Source organism: Rhodococcus sp. MS16, from assembly GCF_013277795.1.
In the GTDB taxonomy this organism is placed as follows: domain Bacteria; phylum Actinomycetota; class Actinomycetes; order Mycobacteriales; family Mycobacteriaceae; genus Rhodococcus_F; species Rhodococcus_F globerula.
In genome coordinates, this window is the sequence record NZ_VBTM01000003.1 from 716,816 (window position 1) to 732,438 (window position 15,623).

At 61.2% G+C, this 15,623-nt stretch carries 15 protein-coding genes and 1 pseudogene; 10 read left to right on the forward strand and 6 right to left on the reverse strand.

What is annotated here, in order from left to right; translation table 11 throughout:
• Position 1: 1 nt before the first annotated feature.
• The gene (gene recC / locus FEZ60_RS08350) at positions 2 to 3,280 is read right to left on the reverse strand and encodes an exodeoxyribonuclease V subunit gamma (RefSeq protein ID WP_172935900.1); all 3,279 of its coding nucleotides are present in this window, start codon (positions 3,278 to 3,280) and stop codon (positions 2 to 4) included.
• Positions 3,281 to 3,435: 155 nt separating this feature from the next.
• On the opposite strand from recC, the gene FEZ60_RS08355 reads away from it, so the two are divergent.
• The 4 genes from FEZ60_RS08355 to FEZ60_RS08370 all read left to right on the forward strand — a co-directional run bounded on the left by FEZ60_RS08355 (position 3,436) and on the right by FEZ60_RS08370 (position 7,018).
• Entirely contained in the window at positions 3,436 to 4,236 is an 801-nt protein-coding gene (locus tag FEZ60_RS08355; protein ID WP_033232658.1) for an ABC transporter ATP-binding protein, read from the forward strand.
• Positions 4,233 to 5,063 (forward strand): ABC transporter permease subunit, encoded by an 831-nt coding sequence (locus FEZ60_RS08360; protein WP_033232426.1) that lies wholly within the window; start codon positions 4,233 to 4,235, stop codon positions 5,061 to 5,063. Before FEZ60_RS08355 ends, FEZ60_RS08360 begins: the two co-directional genes overlap by 4 nt.
• A complete protein-coding gene (locus FEZ60_RS08365) occupies positions 5,060 to 5,857 on the forward strand; it encodes an ABC transporter permease subunit (protein ID WP_172935901.1) in 798 nt (265 codons plus the stop codon). Before FEZ60_RS08360 ends, FEZ60_RS08365 begins: the two co-directional genes overlap by 4 nt.
• Before the next feature lie 78 nt (positions 5,858 to 5,935).
• Positions 5,936 to 7,018 (forward strand): ABC transporter substrate-binding protein, encoded by a 1,083-nt coding sequence (locus tag FEZ60_RS08370; RefSeq protein WP_033232660.1) that lies wholly within the window; start codon positions 5,936 to 5,938, stop codon positions 7,016 to 7,018.
• 2 nt (positions 7,019 to 7,020) lie between these two features.
• On the opposite strand, the gene FEZ60_RS08375 is transcribed toward FEZ60_RS08370, so the two are convergent.
• Positions 7,021 to 7,377, reverse strand: coding sequence for a hypothetical protein (locus FEZ60_RS08375; RefSeq protein ID WP_095888206.1), 357 nt, complete (start codon positions 7,375 to 7,377; stop codon positions 7,021 to 7,023).
• A gap of 138 nt (positions 7,378 to 7,515) precedes the next feature.
• A complete protein-coding gene (locus FEZ60_RS08380; RefSeq protein WP_033232431.1) occupies positions 7,516 to 8,412 on the reverse strand; it encodes a helix-turn-helix transcriptional regulator in 897 nt (298 codons plus the stop codon).
• Positions 8,413 to 8,617: 205 nt separating this feature from the next.
• On the opposite strand from FEZ60_RS08380, the gene FEZ60_RS08385 reads away from it, so the two are divergent.
• From FEZ60_RS08385 to FEZ60_RS08400, 4 genes are all read left to right on the forward strand, one after another.
• A complete protein-coding gene (locus FEZ60_RS08385; protein ID WP_202025787.1) occupies positions 8,618 to 9,847 on the forward strand; it encodes an MFS transporter in 1,230 nt (409 codons plus the stop codon).
• A gap of 46 nt (positions 9,848 to 9,893) precedes the next feature.
• Positions 9,894 to 10,937 (forward strand): NAD(P)-dependent alcohol dehydrogenase, encoded by a 1,044-nt coding sequence (locus FEZ60_RS08390; RefSeq protein ID WP_172935902.1) that lies wholly within the window; start codon positions 9,894 to 9,896, stop codon positions 10,935 to 10,937.
• A gap of 109 nt (positions 10,938 to 11,046) precedes the next feature.
• Positions 11,047 to 11,559, forward strand: a complete 513-nt coding sequence (locus tag FEZ60_RS08395) for a cyclophilin-like fold protein (protein ID WP_095888204.1) — start codon at positions 11,047 to 11,049, stop codon at positions 11,557 to 11,559.
• A 352-nt stretch (positions 11,560 to 11,911) separates the two neighbouring features.
• Entirely contained in the window at positions 11,912 to 12,865 is a 954-nt protein-coding gene (locus tag FEZ60_RS08400) for a PQQ-dependent sugar dehydrogenase (RefSeq protein WP_233363998.1), read from the forward strand.
• Positions 12,866 to 13,199: 334 nt separating this feature from the next.
• Here FEZ60_RS08400 and FEZ60_RS08405 read toward each other — a convergent pair whose 3' ends face one another.
• Positions 13,200 to 13,703, reverse strand: coding sequence for a TspO/MBR family protein (locus FEZ60_RS08405; RefSeq protein WP_080711651.1), 504 nt, complete (start codon positions 13,701 to 13,703; stop codon positions 13,200 to 13,202).
• A gap of 45 nt (positions 13,704 to 13,748) precedes the next feature.
• Complete coding sequence (locus FEZ60_RS08410; protein WP_095888202.1) at positions 13,749 to 14,018, reverse strand: DUF4235 domain-containing protein; 270 nt, start codon at positions 14,016 to 14,018, stop codon at positions 13,749 to 13,751.
• On the opposite strand from FEZ60_RS08410, the pseudogene FEZ60_RS08415 reads away from it, so the two are divergent.
• Positions 13,992 to 14,123: pseudogene (locus FEZ60_RS08415) on the forward strand (glutathione-dependent formaldehyde dehydrogenase); the annotation flags it as partial. The gene FEZ60_RS08410 and the pseudogene FEZ60_RS08415 sit on opposite strands and share 27 nt — an antisense overlap.
• Positions 14,124 to 14,147: 24 nt before the next feature.
• Here FEZ60_RS08415 and FEZ60_RS08420 read toward each other — a convergent pair.
• Positions 14,148 to 14,774, reverse strand: a complete 627-nt coding sequence (locus FEZ60_RS08420; protein ID WP_172935903.1) for a hypothetical protein — start codon at positions 14,772 to 14,774, stop codon at positions 14,148 to 14,150.
• A 273-nt stretch (positions 14,775 to 15,047) separates the two neighbouring features.
• On the opposite strand from FEZ60_RS08420, the gene FEZ60_RS08425 reads away from it, so the two are divergent.
• Positions 15,048 to 15,572 (forward strand): hypothetical protein, encoded by a 525-nt coding sequence (locus tag FEZ60_RS08425; RefSeq protein ID WP_033232439.1) that lies wholly within the window; start codon positions 15,048 to 15,050, stop codon positions 15,570 to 15,572.
• Positions 15,573 to 15,623 lie beyond the last annotated feature (51 nt).

The following is a 15,623-nucleotide window of genomic DNA, read 5'->3' on the forward strand; positions in this document are numbered from 1 at the left end:
ACTACTCCGCACTTTCGTTGAGCAACACGGGCAACCACAACCGGTTGGCAAGGACGCCGAACCGGGTTGGCTCCTCGGCCCAGACACATTCGTCCTCGAGTGGCGCCGTAGCGGCGAGGTCGGCAAAGGAACTGGATTCACCGAAGACGTAGACATTGCTGGGATCGTCACCGTCGCTGAATTGCCGCCCCCATGTGGCCTCGGCACTGCTCATGGCATTGTCGATCGACTGTCCGGCAAAACGCCTTTTCGCGTATTCGGCGGTGGTATTGACCCACATCGGAATCGGACCGCGCAAACCCCGATCGAGCAGATCGACCAACTGAAGAAGGACATCGAGCGGGTTCTCGGGAGCGGACAGAACGGAACGTGTTGCCGCGCGCTGGTTTCCACCGCGCCCCACCGTGATCGCATTGACCTGCCCGTGATCGCCGGCAGCGGCAAGCGCCAGCAAATTGACCCACGCGCTTACCCGATGCTTGGGCGCCAACGACGAATACTGCGCCCGCACAACCGAATTTCCGTACACTCCCGTCACGGTTCCGCTCAGCCGTCTACCTCCACCAAGATCGACTGCAACGTCGACGGAAGCGGCATCTCCGACCATGTGTGGCAGTGCGAGTGACGCCAACTGATCCACTACCCACTCGATGTTACCCAACACGGCGCTGCCCAGTTTGTACGGCGGCAACGTGCCTCGCCGCCATTCAGCAGCCCGGAAGTCCGCCGAACTGCGTCCGGTCAAGCGAGAGAGGAGCATTCGATCTCCCAGCTCCCAGGTCGCAAGCCCGTCGAGTTCCGCGTCGAGTGAATCGGCGATGTCGTCGCCGAGTTCCGGTACCCGCACACCGAGTCGCTGGCGCAGGAATCCCCGCGCCGGGTGAGTGAGGAACGATGCCAGGTCCGCGAGGTTGACGTCGCGTGGCGGTATCGACGGCAACGACGCCGACCGAAGCGACGGCGGTGGGACCGGCGCCTGGGTGATGGCACGGGCGCCTGCCAACGCTGCGGCGTCGAAGCTGAACGGTTTTTCCACCTCGAAATTCCGTTTGTCGAATGACTGCAACGGGTGCCGGGTCACAACCTGGTCCAGGTCGTTCGGTCCCACCGCCAACTTCAGGACATCGAGCAACCCGCTGAGCGGAATAGCCGGTGGGCGGGATGCGCCGGTCACGGGATCTGCACCGGTGTACAGCAGCAGCAGGTGTTCACCGGCCGACATCACCGCATCGAGCAGCAGTTGCCTGTCTTCGCTACGCAGATCCCGCTCCCCGACAACAGGATCGCGAGCCAGGATGTCGTCTCCGTCGACGCCGCCGGAGCGCGGAAACACCTCGTCGTCAAGTCCGAGCAGTACAACAACCCGGTGCGGTACCGACCGCATCGGCACCATGGTGCACACGGTTAATTCACCGGTACGGAAATTGGCCCGAGTCGGCCGCCCCGCCAGACTCTTCGAAAGAAGTGCACGGATGTCGGAGAGTTGAAGTGTGGTGTCAGAACCGAACTCGACCGCACTCGCAAGAATTCGCTGTGCCGACGCACTCTGCCAGGCGTCGTCCGGTGCCGCATCGGTGAGAAGGTCCAACGCTCTGAGCAACACCCGAAGCCAATCCGACGGCGAATGGGGGCCCGCGAGATCACGCAACGAGACCGCCAGTCTGTCGATGTACTCGGCAAAGCGGCCACTGAGGTCGATGTCTGTGCTTTCGACGTCGTCAAGGGGCAATGCGAGGTCCAGCCACGCATTTTCCGACTCGTCTGCGCTGGCTCCCAACAGAATACGGTCAACGGCAGTGTTGAACGTGTTCTGCTTGAAACCGGCCAGACCGAACGTTGCCCGCTGCCTGATGTCGATGCCCCATCGCGCCCCGGCCGCTCCGGTCCACTCGCGCAGACGCTCCAATTCATCGTCGGAGAACGCGAATCGGGTACGTACCGGCACACTGGTGGCAAGATCGAGAACCTGGCTGGCCGTGGCGCGGCCGTCTGCCAGTTCGAGCAGAGTGCCCAGCACAGCCAGCATCGGATTTGTCTGACGCAGACCACGATCAGCAAGGCGGACGCGAAGGCGGTGACCGGGGTGTCCCTGAACACCCTGCCCGAACGCGCCACGCACCAGGGGCGCATATGTTTCGACATCCGGGCACATCACCAGGACATCGCGGGGTTCGAGCGTCGGATCGTCTTCGAACAACCGCAACAGGCACTCTCGCAGGACCTCGACCTGACGAGCCGCGCCATGGCACGCGTGAACCTGTACGCTCCCATCGGGTTTCACTCCACCCGCAGGGGCACGATCGGCCACGATGTCCGCCTGTATTGCCGCCAGAAGGGTCGGTGCGCCTGATGTAGCAGGCAGATATTCCGAAGTGAGATCGGTGTTTGCCAGACTTGATTGCATTTCACGAACATCACGGGCAAGACTGGACAACAGTGGGTTCGGCGAGATCAACGCAGAGTTGTCGTCCGAACGGCGAGTGGCGACCGCCCCCGACGACAATTGGGAGCTCATCTCGTCCCACAGCGCGGGGCTTGGATGTGGCAGCCAGACGTGCACGTCTCGATGAGTCGCCAAGGCCTCGAGAATCATTCGCTGATCAACTGGCAGTCGGGTGGGACCGAACACCGAAATACGTTCCGGTAGAGAAATAACAGTAGCGTCATCACTCAGCCGGCTGCACACCGACATGAGTCGCTCGGCCGGACCTGCCACGTCGATTCGCTCCGCGACAACCGTCCACAACTTGGCTTGCCATTCGAAGTCCTGGGCAAGCGGTAACCCGTGGCCGTCGGTGAACCGACCGGCCGCCCACTCGATCAGCATCTGGGGACGCTGCGCCGCGTAGCTGGAGAACAGATCGGTGACATGCGACGCCGACGCAAAGCGTCGCCCCACCCCGTGTCCACGGAGATGCTTGGCAAGCACGCCGCACCACGGTTCGGAAATGGAATCATCGATGGCACCCAGAACTGTCCACACCAAGCGCGTCGGCGCCCACGGATCATTGTCCGCGCCGACACCACTCACCGTAGCGAGGACGTCGTCGACCAGTCGAACCGGCGAGGGAAAGCTGATGTTCGCGGAGATGCCGTCCTGCGAGGATTCCGTCGCAGTGCCCAATCGTGAGGAAAGCTGCTGATTGAGCCAGCGTTCCACCCCTTTTGCCGGCACAGCGACTATCTCCCGGGCAAACGGATCCGACAACGGCGAGCGGAGAAGAGTGGACAGAGCGCAGACCAACGTGTCGGCGCGCTCGGCACGATACAGCTTCAGCAACCCTCGCCCCTTTCGATCCCGCGATGTCCTGAACTCGGATGCGTCCATCTCACCACGCGAGTGCGACACGAACTCGCACCCGCGGCCGCAAGCCCCTCACACAGCAGTGACGAGCAGGCAACATGCCTGCAATCGAACCTTCGTACTGTGCGGAAATGACCAGTCCCATCACCACACCTCGTCCTCTCGGAACAGGTCTCGACATATCGGGCCTCGGTAAGACCTTCACGATGGGACGGCGGTCGGTGACCGCATTGACCGACGTCTCATTGCAGACGAGCGAGGGAACTTTCCTGTCCCTGCTCGGGCCGTCCGGCTGCGGTAAGTCCACTGTCCTGCGCATCCTCGCCGGACTCGACACTCCGAGCGCGGGAACTGCGCTGGTCAACGGGCAAACGCCCGCCGAACTGACAAAACGCCGGGAACTCGGAATCGCCTTTCAGGATTCTGCTCTCCTCCCGTGGCGGACCGTGACTTCCAACATCAAGCTGCCACTCCAGGTCGCCGGAATCGATCCGGACCCGGAGTTGATAGCCGATCTGATCGCTCTTGTCGGCCTCGAAGGATTCGAGAAGGCAAAACCCGCTCAACTCTCGGGCGGTATGCGTCAGCGCGTCTCGATCGCTCGCTCGCTTGTCGTCAAGCCGAGTGTCCTCCTCCTCGACGAACCATTCGGTGCGCTCGACGACATGACCCGCCAACGTCTCAACATGGAACTACTTCGAATCTGGACCGAGAAACCGGCGACAACGTTGATGGTGACTCACGGCATCTCGGAGGCGGTGTTCCTCTCGGATGTTGTTGCCGTCATGAGTCCTCGGCCCGGACGTGTCCTCGAAGTTGTTCCCATCGATCTCCCTCGTCCGCGCACCCCCGAGATGATGCGTACGCCCGAATTCCACGCGATCCACGACTACCTGTCGGGTCTCCTGTTCGGAAAAGCAGGCGTTGCATGACAATTACCGATATCGAAAATGTTGCCACCGCAGCTGCAGAACCCATTCCGACGAGGCGGCGGGGCTTCACACGTCCCACCTGGCTCGGCGGCGCCATCGGAATCTGTGGGCTGATAGCAATCTGGTGGATTCTCGCGGCTGCCGGCGTTGCGGGCGGCACGATCCCCACACCGTGGGTTGTGATCTCGACGATGTTCGACGACGGTTGGGCGCTCTACGGCCCCAATTTCACTGTCACCGCTTACGGCGCCTTACAAGGCTTCCTGTGGGGAAACTTGCTGGCGATCATCCTGGCAGTCTTGGTTGTTCTCATCCCGCCGATCGAGAGTCTCGCCACTCAACTTGCGATCCTCAGCTACTGCACACCACTGCTCGCCCTCGGCCCGATCATCCTGGTGGTCTTCGGTGGACGGACCCCGACGATCTTCCTGGCGGCGATGTACTGCTTCTTCACAACCATGGTCGGAACTCTCGCCGGCCTACGATCCGCCGACAAAGCGAGCCTCGACCTGGTCGCCGCATACGGCGGTGGGCGCTGGCAGAAGTTCACCAAAGTACAACTGGTGAGCGCACTTCCGAGCACATTTGCCGCTCTCAAGATTGCCGCGCCGTCGGCTGTCCTCGGCGCCATCCTCGGTGAGTACCTCGGCGGTGTCGACAGCGGAATCGGAGTTGCCTTGACGGCCGCACAATCGTCGTACAACGTCCCTCGGACGTGGGGAATGGCTATCGCCGCAGCTCTGCTCGCCGGCCTGGGATACGCCCTCGTTGCCGCGGTCGCAAAGATCGTGACACCGTGGACGTCGGCTCCGGGAGCACAGAAATGACCGCGGTACGAGGAACATTCAGATTCCTCGCTCCGATCGCCATTGCGTCCGCACTGCTACTCGTCATCTGGGTCGTCTTTCTCAACGCCTTTCCCCAAGTCGGACCGCGCGTGGGAAAAACACCGGCCGATCTGTGGGAATACCTGTTCTCCGGACCGAAATCCGCTGACGCGAGGGCCGGAATCCTCGACAATCTGCTCATCACCCTGCGCGATGCGGGTGTCGGATTTGCCGTCGGAATGACGGCCGCGATTGTCGTAGCCTCGATCTTTGTCGTATCCCGCACCGTAGAACAGACATTCATGCCGGTAGCGATGCTGCTGCGGTCCGTGCCGCTCGTCGCGATGACCCCGATCATCGTGTTGATCTTCGGACGCGGAATCGTCGGCGTCACAGTAATGGTCGCCATCGTCGTATTCTTCCCCGCACTGGTCATGATCATGGTCGGATTGAGGGCAGCGCCAACGCAAGCTCAGGACCTCATTGCCGCATACGGCGGGAGTCGTTGGACTGCACTGCGAATGGTGTCGGTTCCCTCGGCACTTCCCGCAGTGTTCGCCGCCGCGCGCGTCTCTGTGCCCGGAGCACTGATCGGAGCGCTGATCGGCGAGTGGCTCGGTAGCGGTCAAGGCCTGGGATCGAGCATGATCAAGGCGATTCCGCGCTACCAGTACAACGAGTTGTGGGCGTCCATCGTGGTGATCACGGTCGTGTCGATCATCCTTTACGCCATTGTCGGAATCTTCGAGAACCTCGCCTTGTCCCATTTCGGTCCTTCGGCAGGCAAAGCGTGAGAACTGTTAACACAACCTCAACAAATAGTGTCCGCCAAGCAAACTCGACGAAATCGACTGCCCCTAGTGTTCCGGTTCATGACGCCTTTCAAGCCCGTTCGCCAGGTGGACCGCCGAGCTTTCTTCCGTTACTCCGCACTGACCGGCATCGCTGTGGCAGGCAGCGCGTCATTGCTCGCCTGCAGTAGTGATTCCACAGCCTCGAGCGGTGGCACTTCCGACGACGGATCCGAATTCGGAACTGTTGCAGTGCAATTGTCCTGGATCAAGAACATCGAATTTGCCGGTGAATACTTCGCCCTCGACAAGGGCTACTACAAGGACGCCGGATTCGGGAACGTCGAACTTGTTGCGGGCGGCGCCGCCGGCACCGGTGTCGAAGCCGGATTGGACACCGGCAAGGTGTGGATCGGCATGTCAGCTCCGCAGCTCACCGCTCCCGCTGTTCTCGACGGACTCGAGGCGAAGATCGTCGGCGCAACCTTCCAGAAGAATCCGTTTGCGATTGTCAGTTCCGCTGCAGCACCGATTAATTCGCCGCAGGATATGATCGGCAAGAAGATCGGTGTCCAGGATTCCAATCAGCTGGTCTTCGGCGCTCTCCTGGCCGCGAACGGGCTCACCGAAAGTCAGATGACCATAGTGCCCGCTCAATTCGACCCCAGCCCACTGGCAAACGGCGAGGTAGACGGTTGGGTCTCCTACGTCACCAACGAGCCGATCACCCTGGCGGCAAAAGGTTTTCCCAACGCCCACTTCCTATTCGCGGACTACAATCTGCCACTCGTAGCCGAATCGTTCACCGTCCTGCAATCGACCATCGACAACGAGCGAGACAAGCTCAAAGCCTTCCTGAAGGCCGAAATCCAGGGCTGGCGCGACGCTGTCGCCGATCCCGCAGAATCCGCCCGCCTCGCAGTCGAGGTGTACGGCAAGGACCAGAACCTCGAACTCGAGGAACAGACCAAGGAAGCGACCGCACAGAACGATCTTGTGGTCTCGGCCGACACCAAGGCAAACGGATTATTCACGATGACCCCGGCATTGATCGAACAGAACATTGCGGCATTGGCCAAAGCCGGACTGGAGATCTCAGCAGATCAACTGTTCGACCTGTCGATCCTCGAGGAGGTATACGCCGAAAACCCGGATCTCATCTGACGCTACTGACCGAAGGTGAACCGCAGGTTCGCGTTGATCAGTGTGTTGATCCGTTTGCGCAAGCGGACAACCTCGGACTCTGTCGGGACCGGATCCTCCACGAACAACGTCCAACACAGTGTCGTACTGTTGCCGACCGCCTCGATGTCGAAACGGATTATCGCATCCGGGCGGTCGGGCCAGATCGAAGACCAGACCACCAACTCCGGTTCAACCGCCTCGATAATCCTCGGCTCAATCTCGTTGTCCCGCAAATCGAGCCAGTGCCGAACGGGCTCCCGATGCGGATCGATCAGAGCTTCGAACAAGAACCGCGCGGGCGGCGGCTGACTCCGGCGTCGACTCGCAACTTTGTGCATCACGCAATCCTACTGACGCCCGGAGCCGACGTGAGGCGTGTCAATCAGGGATCAGCGCGAACCGAGGTCGCCGGCTCTGTCCCAGACTTGACCGACTATCGGTGTGCGATCCGGTATGTAGCAAAGTGCATCCCGGAGTCAGTGGCCGGTGGATTCCTTTGCCGGCGAAGCGGGAACCGGAGCACCGTATTCGCTGGCAGCCCATGAGGCGAGCAGTCGCAGCGCTTGTTCGGATCCGGAGCCCGGCTCTGCGGAGTAGATGGTCAGTGTCAGGCCGGGTTCGGCCGCCATCTCGAGGCCCTCGTACGCCAGGGTGAGTTCACCGACAACTGGGTGGTGGAAGGTCTTTGACCCGGTGCCGTGGTGTCGGACATTGTGTGCACTCCACCGACGACGAAAGTCTTCACAACGGGTGCTGAGCTCGCCGATAAGGTCGTGAAGTTCCTTGTTGTGTGGGTCGCGGGCGGCTTCGGTGCGCAAGATGGCAACCGTCACCTCGGCAAAGAGGTCCCAGTCGGGGTAGAAGTCTCGTGCCCGCTCGTCGAGGAAGGTGTACCGGGCGATGTTCGGCGGCTGGCCCGGCATGTCGTAGACGTCCCCGTAGAACGCTCGGGCAAGCATGTTGCCGGCAAGGATGTCCATGCGTCCGTTGCGGACAAATGCCGGGCCGGCGGTGATCGCGTCGAGGGCCCACTGCAGACTCTGGTGCGGCAGCCACGTCTTCGAATTGCGGCGCCGCGGGGGCCTGGCCACGGGACTTGCTGCATGGGCGAGATCGAACAAATGCGCCCGCTCGGCATCATCAAGGCACAGTGCCTTGGCGAGACTGTCGAGCACCTCGGGTGAGGCGCCGCTGATTGCGCCGCGTTCTATCCGTGTGTAGTACTCGATGCTCACCCCGGCCAGGGTCGCGACCTCACTGCGGCGAAGCCCCTCGACCCGCCGGTTGGTTCCCGCTGGGAGTCCGACCTGTTCCGGAGTGACCAGGGCGCGACGTGAGGTCAGGAATTCCCGGACTTCCGCTCGATTGTCCATACGTCGACGCTAGTCGAGGTCCCGGTGTCGAGGGAGTCCCTTGTAGTACCCCCACCAACCGGGACTCCCTGCTATGCGCAATGAGTGGTGTGCTGGTGATCGAGAGACGAAGGTCTCGCCTGCGACTTTCAGCGGCCGTCCACAAGGAAGAAACGAACCCACCTTGAATTCAGACACCGAGTCGATCGAAACCGTAAGCGTACTAATGCAATCCACTTCCAACGACGGTATCGTCGAGCCAACCACATCGATGCCGGCCAGACTCGTGGACTCGTCGTATCCACACGGCCGCCTACCGTTGCATGCACTGCTCGTCATGGCGCTCATGGGGTTCATCCTCATCACCACCGAAACGATGCCCGCCGGGCTCCTGCCGCAAATCGCGGGCGGCCTCAACATCGCCGAAGGGACCGCGGGACAGCTGGTCAGCGCCTACGCTCTGGGTACCGTGGTACTCACCATCCCGGCCATAGCATTCACCCGCGGCATGCGACGCAAACCTGTGTTCCTCGTCGGCATCCTGGGATTCCTGATCGCCAACACCATCGCCGTGTTCTCCCCGGATATCGCGGCGACGTTGACGGCGAGGTTCGCAGCCGGTGCTTTCTCCGGTCTGGTGTGGGGAATGCTCGCAGGATATGCACGCCGCATCACCGCCCCGGAAATTGCCGGGCGAGCCCTCACCATTGCCTCGATCGGCACACCCCTCGGCTTGGCCATAGGAACGCCTTTCGGATCGTGGCTCGGCACAACATTCGACTGGCGCTGGTCTTTCGGAGTCATCTCCGTATTGACTATTGTCACCGCCGTCCTCGCCCTGACGATCGTTCCCGACGCCCCAGGGCAACCTGCGGAATCACGCGTCCCCCTCGTGCGGCTGTTTGCCATTCCCGGCGTCACCGTCATACTCGTCGTCATTTTTGCATGGATGCTCGCGCACAACACGCTCTACACCTACATCGCGACCTATCTACGGACCGCGAATGTGCCGATCTCCGTAGACGTGGCTCTGATGGTGTTCGGGGTTTCCGCACTGATCGGCATCGCGATCACCGGCGCCCTCATCGACCGTGTCCCTCGGCCACTGATTTTAGGCAGCCTCTTCCTCTTCCTCACCGCGGGTGTAGTTTTCGTTGCCGGAAGCCACTCGCCCGCTGCGGTGCTCGTCGCCGTTGTTCTCTGGGGAGTCGCCTTCGGCGGCGCGGCGCCACAGCTGCAAACAGCCATCAGCGCAGCAAGCGGCGAGAACGCAGACATCGCCAACTCCATGCTCGGGGTCGCGTTCAATGTCGCCATCTTCGCGGCCGGAGTCCTGGGTGCCGTACTCGTGAGCACCTTCGACGGAATGGCCCTGCCTTTCCTCATGATCGGGCTCACCGCAATTGCCGTCTCCATCGCATTCACTGCCCGCCGCACAGCATTCCCCGCCCGATAGCCCACCGTCACACTCATCCGACTGACCACACACCAGGAGATAGAACATGCACACCGTCACCGCCTACGCCGCCCCGTCTGCAACCGAACCCTTACGCCGCACACACATCGAACGCCGCGACGTCGGCCCGAGTGACGTGCTCATCGAAATCAAGTACGCCGGAATCTGCCACTCGGACATCCACACCGTCCGCGGAGACTGGGGCCCCCAGAACTACCCCCTCGCCCCCGGCCACGAAATCGTCGGCATCGTCACCGAAGTGGGCTGCGCCGTCACCAAGCACGCCGTCGGTGATCGTGTGGGTGTCGGCTGCATGGTCAACTCGTGCCGCGAATGCGTCAACTGCCGTGGCGGCGATGAGCAGTACTGCCGCGAAGGCAACATCGCGACCTACGGCAGCGTGGACCGCGACGGCACGATCACCCAGGGCGGGTACTCCACCCACGTCGTCGTCGACGAAGACTTCGTCCTTCGCGTTCCGGTGAGCATCGACCTCGCAGCGGCCGCCCCACTGCTGTGCGCCGGCATCACCACCTACTCACCACTCGAACATTGGGGCGCCGGCCCCGGCAAGAAAGTTGCCATCGTGGGGATGGGTGGACTCGGCCACATGGCCGTCCAGATCGCACACGCGCTGGGGGCCGATGTCACCGTCCTGTCCCAGACGCTGAGCAAGAAGGACGACGGCTTGCGTCTAGGTGCAGATCACTACTACGCCACCAGTGACCCGGCAACGTTCCTCGATCTCGCAGACACCTTCGATCTGATCGTGAACACCGTCAGCGCACAAATCGATATCAGCTCCTACCTGAAGTTGCTGACGCTCGACGGTTCCCTTGTCAACGTCGGCGCACCGCCGGAACCGCTTCCGGTGAACGTATTTTCGCTGATCCTGGGGCGACGCTCCTTCGCCGGGTCTGCGATCGGCGGCATCCGCGAGACCCAGGAAATGCTCGACTTCTGCGCCGAGCACGGCATCGCTCCCGAAACCGAACTCATCGCCGCCGATCAGATCAACGATGCCTACGAACGCGTCCTTGCCTCCGATGTTCGGTACCGGTTCGTCATCGATACTGCGACCCTCGTCTAGACCCCACGTTTCCGGTGTGGCCGGAGGGCAGAACTTCGGCCACACCTAGGCGATGGTCCCGTTCACTGCGGGCCGAACCTGTGAACTGCAACCGAGAAGAAGGAAAACGATGCGACGAAAGCTCCTCATCACAGGATCAGCGGCAATCGTGTTCGCCGCCGCCGGATGCACGACCCCTGCGGGGCCCGCCTCCTCGACGTCGGCAATTTCCGCCACCTTCCCACCTGGCATCGCTTCTGCTAGCAGTTCTGCCGAAGGAACCGTAGTGCGCTTCACCTCGGGTGAAACTGCAGTCGACGTCACGATCGAATCGGACAATCCCACAACCCGTGATTTCCTCTCGATGCTTCCACTCACATTGTCAGTCGAAGAATTCGCGGGAAGGGAAAAGATCAGCCAACTGCCCCGAAAACTGGAGACAGACCGCTCGCCTGGATCCGACCCCGAGGACGGTGATCTCATCTATTACGCACCGTGGGGGAATATCGGCTTCTACTACGACACCGACGGCATCGGCTACTCGGATCAGACCATTCACCTGGGCACCTACGACGGATCCGTCGAGCAGCTGAGCCGCCTCGAGGGCGGAGACGTCACCGCCGAAGTGGTCCACCAGCAGTAGATACCGAGCCAACAAACTTCTGCCCACGGGCACAGGCTGCCAGATGTGCTGAACCCCGAGAGATACTTCGCCACTATTGATTTCGAAAACGAATCCGAACAACTCTGCCGCACACATCGACCCCCGCCTCGCGGCGACAACGTGACGGCGACACCCATCCTGACCATCCACACCGACCGCGAATCCGCGGCAAACATGGAGAGCTATGACCCGCACATCATCCCGGTACACATTTATCGCCGCAGGACTCACTGTGGGCGCTCTCCTGGCCTCGTGCACCGCGCAGCCCATACCCTCCGCGACGACCTCTACTTCCTCTCACTCAACGGCGCACCCGTCTCTCGGGACATCCGTGCCCTCCCACGTCACGACAAACCTGCAAGCCCCGTGGTCGGTGGTGTTCCTCGACGGCACACCCCTGGTCAGCGAACGCGACAGCGCGCGAATCCTCGAACTCGCAGAGGACGGCACCGCACGCGAAATCGGAACGGTCACAGGCGTCACCGGCAGCGGCGAAGGTGGTCTCCTGGGTATGGCGGTCGACGATCAGAGTCGGCTGTACGTGTATTCCACAGCATCGAGTGGAAACCGCATCCAGCGGTATTCCGTGACCGGAACAGCCGGATCACTCTCGCTCGGCGAACCACAGACCATCATCGATCAGATCCCGGCCGCCGGATGGCACGACGGCGGACGGATCGCGTTCGGCCCCGACGGAATGCTGTACGCCGCAACAGGTGATGCCGGACAGCGCGGCACCGCACAGGACCCAGCCTCCCTTGCCGGGAAGATTTTACGGATGACCCCCGACGGTGATGTCCCCGAAGACAACCCGTTCCCGGACTCACTCACCTACAGCTACGGGCACCGCAACCCTCAGGGTCTGGCCTGGTCTGACGACGGAACGATGTTCGCCACCGAATTCGGACAAGACACCTGGGACGAACTGAACATCATCACCCCCGGCAGCAACTACGGGTGGCCTACTGTCGAAGGCATCGCCGACACCGACGGTTTCACCGACCCCGTACAGCAGTGGGAGCCCAGCGAGGCCAGCCCCAGTGGCATGGTCAACATTGAAGGGACACTGTTCATCGCCAATCTCCGCGGTCAGGTCCTGCGAGCTGTCCCGAGCGCCCACCCTGCCACTTCGACCGACTATTTCAGCGGCGAGTACGGCCGCATCCGCGATGTCGCCGAGTCCCCGGACGGGGACCTGTGGCTCATCACCAACAACACCGATGGCCGCGGCGAACCGGGTCCCGAGGACGACCGCATCCTCCGTGTGCATCCAAGCATGCGGTAAGAGGCATCGTCAGCCGGCAACCTGACCCCACCCGCAACCGGTTCGAGAATGATTCCGTAGCAACGGATCTGGATTGAAATCTTGAGCATCAGCACTGTCGTACGGCGCAATCGCTTCGTGTTTCATACGACTTGTCGCCGCGAATCAGAAGCATCCCCAACCATCTGCGCCGTCACCGTCCCGATCAACGTAGAAAACGTGATCCTGGCGCTCTGGTGGCACCGAAGAAGGTGAGACGGGTTTCTGAGACACATTACGATTCCACAACTGTTGCAGTCGATTTCGCTCCACTCCGGCGTCGACTAGCAACTTTGTGCATCTCGCAATCCTACTTTTAGCGATTGTTTCTCCAGATTGCAGCAGAGAGGACTGTGGCGAACGAGCACCACAGCGGATACGGAACCAGTGCAAGGCCCGCAGAGCGGTCGACGCGCCCAACTCGCATCGCCAGATCAGAACTACTGACAGCTAGGGCTGCCGCGATGACGGGTGCAGCAGCGAGTCGATGTGAGCGAAAGAAGACCCAACTCCAGCCTGCATTGACGGCGAGGTTAGCCAGTAGTGCCAGTGCCAACCTTCGTTCATCGGCACGGTCTCCCTCCTCTTGGAGTCGATCAAGTGCAATGGCGGAACTGACAGCAATATCGGCATACAAGGCGGTCCATACGACCGGAAAAACAACGGCCGGCGGTTGAAATGCCGGCTTGCGCAAGTTCCTGAACCACGATGTTTTTTCGGGGCTACGGCCGGCCGCAGACCCGACGAGAGCCGTGAGGGTGGTAAACGCTCCGGTCCTCGCCAAATTCTTCGGAAGCCGGTTCAGTAGCTGTTCGCTCATCAATCTATCCCTACCGTCGTCGGTGTGGTCGCGGTGAAGCCGAAGTCAGACCGGATTCTCATGTGCGAGTGCGCGGTAGCCTTTTGCACCCATGCGATCCACTGCCGCTTTGACCACTGCAAAAATTGCTCCCTGCAGTGCTGCGGAAATGAGAACCTCCTTGCTTGACCTGGTCAGATCGTGCGGGTCAGGCGCTTCGCCCTCGTGCGCGACACGCTTCCAAACTTGTTGAAACACAGCACCGGCGGCGATTCCGCCGAGAACACTCGTTGCGAGCGAAAGTGGAGTGGCAGCAATTCGCTGAGCGTGCTCCATGGCGGGATGATCGATCCACTTCCACTGATGACTATGTTCGACAAGCAGATTCAGCTTCGCCTGGGACAGGCAAACGGCAAGAAATGGGTGGACGGCATCATGCCTTCATGATGCCGTCGAAGTTCGCCGTCATGGGGCTGGTGTATCTGCAACGTGCGTATCTGCGAGTCGCTGCGCGCGTCGCACGTCTCGATGACTTCGCAGGGAAAGACGCCCGACAGCGACCGCGCCGAAAAACAGGATCACCGCACCGAGGCCATCGAAGAACGCCAACTGTTGCAATGCCTGAAATCCGGGCCGGGTTGCTGTCGGGCTTCCAGGGTCTCCGATGTGCAGCACGGGCGCCAGCACCGGTCCGACGATGAACCATGCGCCGCCGACAACACCGAGCCACGCGCCGAAGCCGGCGACGGCGCGGTTGGCGCTGAACAAGAGCAGGATCCCGCCAACCACGGTCACTGCACCCGGCAACACTTCGAGCCAACCCCGAGCGGAAGTCCAGGTCCACGCCTCATCCGGCGTGAAAGAAAACGAGAAGTACGGACCCACAAACGGTATAAACGCTCCCCAGAGTCCAAGCAGAATCAGGGCCAGGCCACTGACAGCACCACGGGTGCGAGGCACCCACATCCGACCAGGCGTTGTTTCTCGAACCGGCACCGCCGCGCGATCAGAGGCTGCGTAGTCATTTGCCGGGGCTGCATCGCCTGCAGACGATTCATGCCTCTCGTGCCGAGATGCATTCTGACGAAACATGATTCCACTCCTTGTCGTGCGCGAACCAGGGGCCGCTCGATCAAGTCCCGACAAGTCGCGCGCGACTGTAGTATCGACGGATACACACGGCTAGTTGCTCTACCGCGATCACCACTCTCGGAATACCCTGAAGCCACTGTCGGCAAACGAAGAATCAGCAAGCACAATCCCACATATGCCGTGCTCCACGCATAAATCGGCGCCACCGCGTTCAGCTGATCGCGAGCATCTCGCGAAGGAAAACACTGCACACAGCATCAAGGAAGGGCGAACATGTTCGGAAATCAATCTCGATCATCCGAGGAACACATCGCCACGGCCTACCTGGTCACACACCTCTGTGGTGCAATGTTGGGTCTACAGCTCGCGAGATCGCTCGTCGACTCCTACGGATCGTGGGCGGAGGGACGGCTGGATTCGCTGCCGAACGAATTGGAGTACGAAATCGGACAGTTATTGCAACTGATCGAAGACACTCAGGAAATTTCGCTACCTCGCTATCCGGTGATCGATGCGGGATTGAATCGGCTGAGAAAACTGGTTCACATCGATGCACTGTGGCAGCGTCGTCTCGTGAAACTAGCTGCCCTGGAAGTCATGCGAACCGCGCTCTGCGGAAAAAGTGCGATGTGGGAAGTTCTGCGCGATATCCCGGCCGGCGAGACCGAGGACCAGCATCGCGAACTCAATGCACTGGTATCAAAGCAGATTTCCACGGTGACGGATCTGCACCACCGTGCCGCAACTGATGCGTTCAATCGTCCCGACTCGGAAAAGTCCCACACCGAGCACGGGTAACACCACGGACATCACCTCGGAGGCAACGTTCCGGACGAGGAACGGGTTTGC